This window comes from Flammeovirga sp. OC4 (genome assembly GCF_000812565.1).
GTDB lineage: Bacteria > Bacteroidota > Bacteroidia > Cytophagales > Flammeovirgaceae > Flammeovirga.
Window position 1 is genome coordinate 29,688 of record NZ_JTAM01000082.1, and the last position, 9,803, is coordinate 39,490.

Here is a 9,803-nt window from a genome sequence, read left to right on the forward strand (position 1 = left end):
TCAGTCGTGGGCTACGTTGTTTATAGGCCCTAAGGTCTTTATCACTCTTCATTTTTAACTAGACAATAAATGAACAAAGGCATTTTAGAGATTTAATCAAAAGTCATATTCCTATATTGTAATAGTTTAGTGCACACTTCAAACTCTCTTCAAAACCATTCTAATAATAAGGCAATACACCAATAGCAGATAGAAGTGATATAAAATATCTTGACTTATGATTTCCAATTATTTCACCTCAACCAAATTCAACTTCTCGAAAATTCATATTCTATTTATTGTATTACTATACTTTTCAATAACACAAAGGTGGTATGCTTTTCCCGTTCGGGAATTAAATGATGAGATCAAAAAAGTAAAGGATATTGCCCAATTGGATATTAGGGATGTGTTCAAAGATTCCAAAGGTTTTTTATGGTTGGCTACTTCCGATGGATTGGTTCGGTACAATGGTCTGGATAGTAAAATATATAGAGTGGGGAAATCTGAAAATACGATTGGCAGTAATATGACCCGAAAAATTACGGAAGATAAATGGGGGAATATATGGGTGTCAACTTTCGGTAAAGGACTCTCTAAATTGGATATTAAGAAAGAGAAGTTTACCAATTATACGATGGAGAGTGAGGAGGATTACAGAATAGAGACGAACGATATTTCTTCTTTTTTAATTGATGATCATTGTATTTGGATAGGGAATTGGGACCGTTTAATTAGAGTTCAATTGGATGATGCAAACGATAAAATCAAAGGGAGTACTTCCATTCCATTGTCAGAAATTGATCACTCATTGCATCAAGTGGTGGTACAAACTATTTTTAAAGGGAAAGACAATGAGATTTGGTTGGGATTAAACACGGGGTTAGTTCGAATCAATAACAGTCTTCAAGGTTTACATTTGATGGACTATGATAAAACTCCTGGGAATGTCTCTGATATGACCTATTGCGAAGGGCAAATCATTACTTCAGGTGAATTTATTTCCTTATTAAAGCGTAAAAATCAATCGGAATTTTATCTAAGGGACTTAATATATAATTCAGGTCAGACGATTGCTTATCAAGACGGCATAGTATGGGTGGGGAATAGAAAGGGTGTTTTTGCTTATGCCTATCACCAGCAACAATTACAGCTCTTGAAGCACTTTCAAACTTCAAGTAATAATGGGAAATCTCACCACCCTGTAACTTCAATTGTGATAGATAAAAATCAAGTTTGGGTGGCTACAACGGGAGGTGGTGTCTATTCTATTTCCGATCCGAATCTCTTGTTTGAGCATTATCAGCAGACCAATAAAAACTCTTTATATGATGATCATATTAAAGCAATATTTGAAGATAGTGAACAAAACCTATGGATAGGTACTGAAGTAGGGGGATTGAATTATTTGATTGGGAAGAACAAATACAATTATGAAAATGGGTTTGGACAGCTTTCAGTGAAAAACTATCCCGTTGGAAATAACAGAGTCTATGCCATTGCTGAACAGCATTTACCGCATTCGAAAATCAGAAATAAGCTCATTTGGCTAGGGACTACTTTTCCCACTTTTTTAGTGGCATTAGATCCAAAGACGATGCAGTTGTTACCTCAATCTCCGTTCGCTAAAAAACTAGGATTTGTATTTGATATTGAAATTCAAAACGACTCTATTTTATGGTTAGGCACTTATAACGAAGGTTTATGGCGATTAAAAACCAATCAAGATGGAGAAATTAGAAGTGCTCAACAATTTGATTCTAATGATGAAAATGGAGGATTGACATCCGATATTATCCGCAGTATTTTATTGGATTCCAATGGAAATCTATTCATCGGTACAGATAAAGGGTTGAACCTCATTCCAAAGGAAGAGTTGGACAAACAACACCCTGAAATCTATACGTATAGAGAAGGAAAAACGAAATATGACCTGCCAAGTGAATACCTCCTTAAGATTTTTGAAGCGAAGAATGGTACAATTTGGATTGGGACGATTGGGGGTGGATTAATACACTTTGATTCCATAGGAAGTCAAAAAAGAATAGTATTTCATGCCATCACCACGGCAGAAGGATTGGTGAGTAATTCCATCAAATCAATTGAAGAAGATGAGAAAGGCTGTTTATGGCTTAGCAGTAATCAGGGGTTGATCAAATACGATCCAGTATCCAATAAGTATGTCAATTATAATGAATCGGATGGGCTTCAGGCCAATGAATTTGAGGATTTGGTGAGTTGCAGACGTAAAGATGGACAAATGCTGTTTGGAGGTGTCAATGGACTCAATACGTTTTATCCTTCTCAGATTGTAAATGATAGTACTCGCCCTCACTTATACTTTTCAGAACTTCAGATCTTGAATGAAACCATAGCTCCCAATAAAAAATACGGTAATGCTGTCATTCTTGAAAACAGCATAGAACATACTGATAAAATCAACCTCAGCCATTCACAAAATAGCTTTACTATCTCTTTTGAAGCCTTTCAGTTCAATCATCAGCATAAAGTGAAGTTTCGATACAAGCTGGAAGGGTTTGATGAAAAATGGACAAGAACAAGAAATAACAGCCGGCAGGCGAAATATACCAATATACCTGCTGGAAAATATACCTTAAAAGTAAATGCGGCCAATAGTGATGAAGTTTGGTTGGAGCAACCTATAGCACTAGAAATTAATATTGCAAGACACCCATTATTGAGTAGTTGGGCTTTGGTATTCTATAGCGTTGGTTTTATTGTTTTTTGCGGTATTGTATTGACTATTTATAATCGTATTCGAAAGCAAAAAAGGGATGTATTTATTGCTGAATTGGAAAAGAAAAATGCTGAAGAAGCGGCACAATCTAAACTTCGTTTTTTTACTAATATCTCCCATGAATTCAGAACGCCTTTGACCTTAATTACTATTCCTATTGACCGGTTGATTAATTCTACCTCTATATCGGCTAACGAAAGTAAACGTCAATTGAAAATTATTAAGTACAATGCCGATTTAATGCTCCGCTTGGTCAATCAAATCCTCGACTTTCGAAAACTAGAACAGAATAAAATGCAACTTTCAATGCAGTCAATCAATATTGTGAAGTTTATTGATAGTATTTTGGTCGGTTTTCAGCCTTTAGCAGAAACGAAAGAAGTGGACCTTCAATTTATACCTGATCGTGATGAAATCAACATGTCTTTTGATCCTGATTTTCTCGAAAAAATTATCAATAATCTATTGTCCAATGCGATCAAGTTCACGCCTAAAAAGGGAAGGGTGACTTTGGTAATTACACCCTTTGAAAATAAGGTGCTGATTAAAGTGTCGGATACTGGTATTGGTATCAACGAAAAGGATAAGGAACATCTTTTTAAAAGGTATTTTCAAAAATCGGAAAAGAATAAGTTTTACAGAAATGGAAGCGGTATTGGATTAAACTTAATTAAAAATTTAGTAGAGCTTCATAATGGAACTATTGAAGTCGATAGTGAAGAAGGAAAAGGTACTACTTTTAAGGTCTATCTACCCAAAATAAATGAGGGAACGATAACCGAAGAATTGTCTAAGGAAATGTATACTGAAGAGGCTCCATCAAGGTTCTCCATTGATACCCTAAAAGATGAATTATTGACTTCTTCTAAGAAATACACCTTTCTGATAGTGGAAGACAATGAAGAATTGAGAGCCACGATTGCTTCTATTTTTAATAATAACCATCGTGTAATAGAAGCTGAAGATGGACAGCAAGGATATGAGAAATGTGTAGAACATCTGCCTGATATTGTGATTAGTGATGTCATGATGCCTAAAATGAATGGCTTGGAGTTACTTCATACCATCAAAAATGATTTAAAAGTCTCTCACATTCCCGTTGTTTTATTGACTGCTAAAAGTACCAATGAGAATAAAATTGAAGGTCTTATGGAAGGGGCAGATGCTTATGTTTCAAAACCCTTTGATCAAAATGTTTTGTATTCGATGGCCTTTTCTATCCTTAAAAATAGAGAGCGTTTGATTGAAAAATTTGATAGAGAAATTAAAATAAACCCTTCCTTAATCTCCAAGACTGCTCCTGATGTTGAGTTTATAAACAAGATCCTTTCCATCATCGAAAATAACCTTGATGACACCTCCTTTAATGTTGATCGACTGTCGATAGAATACGGTCTTTCGAGAAATCATTTAAATAAAAAAATCAAAGCCTTAACAGGGGAGACAACCGTTGCATTTATCCGAAATATTCGATTGAAGCACGCTGCCGAATTATTTCAAAATGGCAACACCAATATTTCTGAAGTCACCTGGAAAGTAGGCTATTCTGATCTAGGAACTTTTAGAAAACGATTCAAAGAAAAATTCGGTGTCAGCCCATCTGAATTTGTGCAGGAAGGTGAAAGGAAAGTCAATTAATTTTCTTGAAATAGGGTGAAATTTTGTACCCCATAATTTCAATTATGTTTCTACGAAACACCTCACACACCACCATAAAAACCATATATAACCCTTCATCAAAATGATGTTTCGTGCACCATAGTTAAAACTATGGGCAGGTGATACTGACTCCACCAACACTGAAGTGTTGCCTACGTTTACAACCTTCAAGACTTCAGTCTTGATGAGGTTGCAGTATCACCTGCCCATGCCTTTAGTCATGGTGCACGAAACACCTCACCAAAAACACATAATCCTCTCATAAACATATAAAAATGAGTCTTTTGTACACTTAAAGTGTAAATGCCTATGCTATTCGTATCAAATACCTAGGGTGTAAATCTGCCTAAAATTCTAAGTTTGAGCATGATGAAAATAGCTTTTTTGGGGGGTATTTTTTTAGTGATTGAAATATCTATTTCCCCTCTTCCAAAAACCTCTTTTCTAGAACTAAACACTGAATTTTTATTTGAAATGAAATGTTATTATGAAGATTAAAACGACTTTTTTTACAAGTGTTTTTCTATTCCTCTTTCTCTTTATTTCTATTGGAGCTTCGGCTCAAAACGTACAGGTAGATGTGAACCTTAATATGGTACACTCTGTAGAAGGAATATCGGATTTTGGGAGAGATAGACATATTACGGTCCACTCTGCAGCCACTGAAAGAGATTGGGATGGACAAGAAGACAAACTCGACTACTTTATCAATGACCTTGATGTGTATTGGGGTAGAGATAATGGGTCCGCAAGCTGGAAATTTTCTGATACGCCAGAGGATCCTAACCGCCCTAACAAACCCGATGTTTCGGCAATGAAGTTTAAAGCTAAAGAGCTAAAAAACTGGTATGAAAGTAAACTGAATGCGAAACAATACGAAGGAAAAGGTTTCATGATTCAGGGAACCAATCCTCACCCCACTTACCCAACATTGGACTGGGGAGAGAGAGGTAAAACGTGGCACGGTTGGCAACCGTTGGAAGTGGAAACTTCCGCGGAGTGGGTGACAGAATACCTTGATCATTATTTTGCTAAATCTTCAGGAGAAAAAGGAGAACCGTTACCCGATTATTGGGAAGTGATCAACGAGCCTGATATGGAGATGATGGTCGGCGGAAAAAGCTGGATCTATGCAAGTAGTCAAGAGAAACTTTGGGAATATCACAACCTTGTTGCCGAAGGCGTGAAAAACCGTTTAGGGGATAAAGCACCTAAAATTGGTGGTATGACTTGGGGTATGCACGATTTCTATTGGAAAGATGGAATCAACAGAGTGGCTGATAACAATTATGAGAAATGGTTTTCTGATGATCTAATGCCTTATCTACAAGAAATGACAGCTTCCACTGTCAATGATACTAGAACGAAGGAATGGTATCAATGGGATGTCATGTGGCAGGGATTTATTGATAACTGCGGTGATAATATGGATTTTTATGGTATCCATATTTACGATTGGTCAGTGGGCGAAAGAGGCAAAGGTGTGATCCGTACAGGTGGTCATGTGGAAGCCATGTTAGACATGTTGGAGTGGTATGATATCCATAAGTTTGGTCAGAAAAAAGACATTGTATTATCTGAATTCGGTGCGGTTTCAAGCTGGATCAATAACCAAGAAATGGAAAGAAAAGCGTGGGAGAATTTACGTCCTTTCAATGGTATGTTTATGCAATTCTTGGAGCGTCCTTCTCAAGTGGTTTATTCTATGCCTTTCGCCCCAGTAAAAGCAGAATGGGGAGATGTAAGAGATGCTAACGGTAATGTAACCACAAGGTACGGTTCTGTATTAATGGACAGAGTAGATCCAAACTGTACAGCCTATGATGCGTCATGTGAGTGGGTATGGACGGATTTTGTAAAATGGTATGAGCTATGGAGAGATGTGGATGGAACCCGTATCGATACAAAAGCAACGGATAGAGATATTCAGGTAGACGCTTATGTAGACAATAATAAAGTCTATCTTATCGTCAATAATTTACAATTTGATGAGGCTACGGTAGACCTAAATATTTTTGACACAGAGGCTACCAAAGTACAGTTTGTGGACAAGAGATACATGTATTTTGATGAGAATAAAGGAACGACAGGTGGAGTTTCTTTAGATGAAACACGATTGAATACTGCTCCGGGATCGATGACAATTTCTGGAGGTGGAACGGTCATTTTAGTGTACAATTTTGAAAAAGAGGTAGTGCTGGATCAAACATCAATTGAGGAGAAATACATGAGTGTGGCACTTAATAATGAGACGACAGCAATTGGTGGTTTATTATTTAGAAAAGAAGTACCGGGACGTACGCCAATGACCACTCAAATCAACAATGTAGTAGTTCCTAGCCAAGGTGAAGCAACGTTAAGATTCTCAGGTAAATTCCCAGAAAATGCGATGGTACCTGCTTATATCACTGTAAATGGAAACGAGTTGGAGTATACAACAGATTGGAGAGGAGAGTACGAAGATTCTAGAAACTTTTGGTTTGGTACTATGGAAGTAGATGTTCCATTAGAATATTTACAAGAAAGCAATGAAGTGACGATTGAAATCCGTGGAAATAAAGTGACTTATACTACGGTTTCTCTTCAAGTATTTGATATGTCGGCAACACCTGCCCGTTCTTCAAATTCATCTAGCTTAATTGCCTTAACAGACATTTCCATCACAAACGAAGCTTTTGATTTGATGAATGGAAAATCAGAAGCGTTGGAAGTGGCTTTCACTCCAGAAAATGCAACGAATAAAAAGATCGCTTGGACGTCATCAGATGCTACTAAAATCGCAGTAGATGAGTTTGGAATGCTAACGTCTCATGCTGATGCTGGAGAGGTAACAATCACGGCAACTTCTGAGGATGGTGCGATTGTCAAGACAATTGCAGTTACGGCTGTTCCTTATCAAACAACACCAATTACAGAAGTTTCTATTGCAGAAGGAGCAACATTTGATACGGAAGTCAATATTACAACTCCATTAACTGTAAATGTTCATCCCGAAGGAGCTGAAAATTATGATGTGGTGTGGTCAAGCTCTAATGAAAATGCAGTCAAAGTAAATCCAGTTACAGGTAAAATTCAAGGGGTAACCATTGGCGCTACAGCTAAAATAACAGCTACTGTAGTCGATACAGAAAATGGAGGTACGGTATTTACGGATGATATTGATGTCTCTGTAATGATCAGTGGTGCTGAAGAAGTGTACTGTTTTGATTATGATGAGGCTTTAGTGGGCAATGATGTGTTTACATTTGATATTGGTGTAAATGCTTTATCGAATAGAACTGTAAAGGCAGAATTAATCAAAGGTACGAGTGTTTTAGGTGAAGCAGAAAAGGCGTTGACGAAGAATGGAGAACAGTACTTGCCTATCACTATTCAGTTAGATCAATTAGCTGAAATTGGCTCTGATTATTCTTTAAAGTTGACTTTATTAGATGGTAACTCCACATTGTCTACTTGTGAAAGTACATTGTCTATTGATGCTCCAATTCTACCTACATCCATCACTGTAAAAGACGGCCTAAGAATAGTTCAAGTGGGAGAGACATTAACGATTGAGACTGATGTAATTCCAGAAAATACGTTTGATAAATCAGTGAATTGGGAGATCGTTTCTGGTGCTGATGTCATCTCCATTGAGAATGGTGTGATTACAGGATTAAAAGCAGGAACAGCAGAGATAAAAGGGGTTGCCAATGCGGATAATACTGTAGAGACTTCAACCCTCACAATCACTTGTCAGACAGAAGATGTGGTGATACTTCCTACAGAAATCCATTTATCGAAGCGAACAACCGTATTCCCAAATAGTACTTTACCAATGGAAATTGTTGGTTTCGTTCCTGATTATACCAATGCCAAAGAGGTCAATTGGACGGCAAGTAACGATCTTGTAACTATTGATGAAAACGGTCTTGTTGTGGCAGGGAACACTGAAGGCAAAGTGACAATTACGGCCATCTCAAAAGAAGCACCTTCTGTTTCGACTTCTTTAGAAGTGACGGTAGGAAATGTACTCTATATTGAGGCAGAAGATTTCGATGAGAAGTTTGGTGATGAACTCGGTATCTATGAACCATCAGCCGGAGTGAAAGGTATTAATGCCGTAAAAACAGGAAACTATGTAGTGTACCATGTCTACTTCCCTGCGGAAGGAGATTACACGGCTACTTTCTTTGCAGGTACAGCTTCTGCAGATTCGAAACTCGAATTATATATAGACAGTCAACTACAGGGAAGTACCGTCATTAATAACAATGGCTGGGATAACTTTGAACCGTATGAATTGACAGAAACCATTACTATTGCTTCTGCTGGTGTTCATGAAATAGGAGTGGTAGCCTCTGGTACTACACCTTATCAATGGAACTTAGAGCACTTCGAGTTATCATTTAATGGGGAAGTGGGATGCGAAGATCTAACGTCTGTTACTTTGTCAGAAAATATTTCTCTAACGGCTTGTCAAACCTCACAAGCAACATTTACCAAAACGCCATTAACAGCGTGTGATCCAAATCAGGTACAGTGGTCAATTGATGATGAAGGTGTGGCGACGATTGACGAAAATGGACAATTGACAGGTGTATCCGTTGGATCAACAACGCTACGTTTAACCACGGAATTAGGAGAAGTCACTGCTCAAGTAACGATTACTGAAGCTTCTGCTCCAACATCGATAACGGTTCTTCCATCCATCAGAACAATTGCAGAAGAAGCAACACTTCAACTTAGTGCGGAAGTTTTACCAGAAGGGACTTGTAATGCAAATGTGATTTGGAGCTCTTCAAATGATGCATTAGCCACGGTAGGTGCTACGGGATTATTAGAGACAAAGGCTGGTACAGCAGAACAAACTGTAGAAATTACGGCTACTTCCGAAGCAGATAATACCATTGTTGGTACAGCTACCTTTACCATCACTTCGGCTTCTCAAGATATTGTCATCGAAGCAGAGGACTTTGATAGAACAGGTGGAACTTTTGATGATGGAAAAGTGCCTTTCGGAATGAATAAAGCAGAAGGAGTTGGAGTCAATTGGGTGAATTCAGGTGATTATATAGAATTTGATATCCAACTTGAAGCAGGAAGCTATGAAGTGAAATATTTGATCTCATCTCCTAATGATAATGCTGAAATAACCATTACTTTAAATGAGCAATCTATTGTAACAACAGTACCGAATAACGGTGCTTGGGATGCCTATCAGGAGTTAAAAGCAGATGGAAGTATTGAAATAACGAATGCTGGAAATTATGTATTAAGAATTGATGCTTCAGGAACGCAACAATGGCAATGGAACTTGAATAACATCACTTTGATGAAAACAGCAATTTCTACTCTTACTCCATGTGAAATATCCAATTTAAGCATTACCGATGAGAATCAAACGTTAGAAATTGACGATACATTT

General features: G+C 37.5%; 2 protein-coding genes. Both read left to right on the top strand.

Annotation, left to right across the window (positions count from 1 at the left end):
* The first annotated feature begins 217 nt into the window (after positions 1–217).
* Positions 218–4,375: a hybrid sensor histidine kinase/response regulator transcription factor gene (locus PL77_RS26030; protein WP_044211745.1), complete on the top strand. Its 4,158-nt coding sequence runs from the start codon at positions 218–220 to the stop codon at positions 4,373–4,375.
* 508 nt (positions 4,376–4,883) lie between these two features.
* The coding region (locus PL77_RS31065; protein WP_082026743.1) for an Ig-like domain-containing protein at positions 4,884–9,803 on the top strand (4,920 nt) is incomplete at its 3' end.

Bases quoted from the DNA above. Each gene is read 5' to 3' on its own strand.
- PL77_RS26030 (WP_044211745.1), top strand. From the start codon at position 218: ATGATTTCCAATTATTTCACCTCAACCAAATTCAACTTCTCGAAAATT.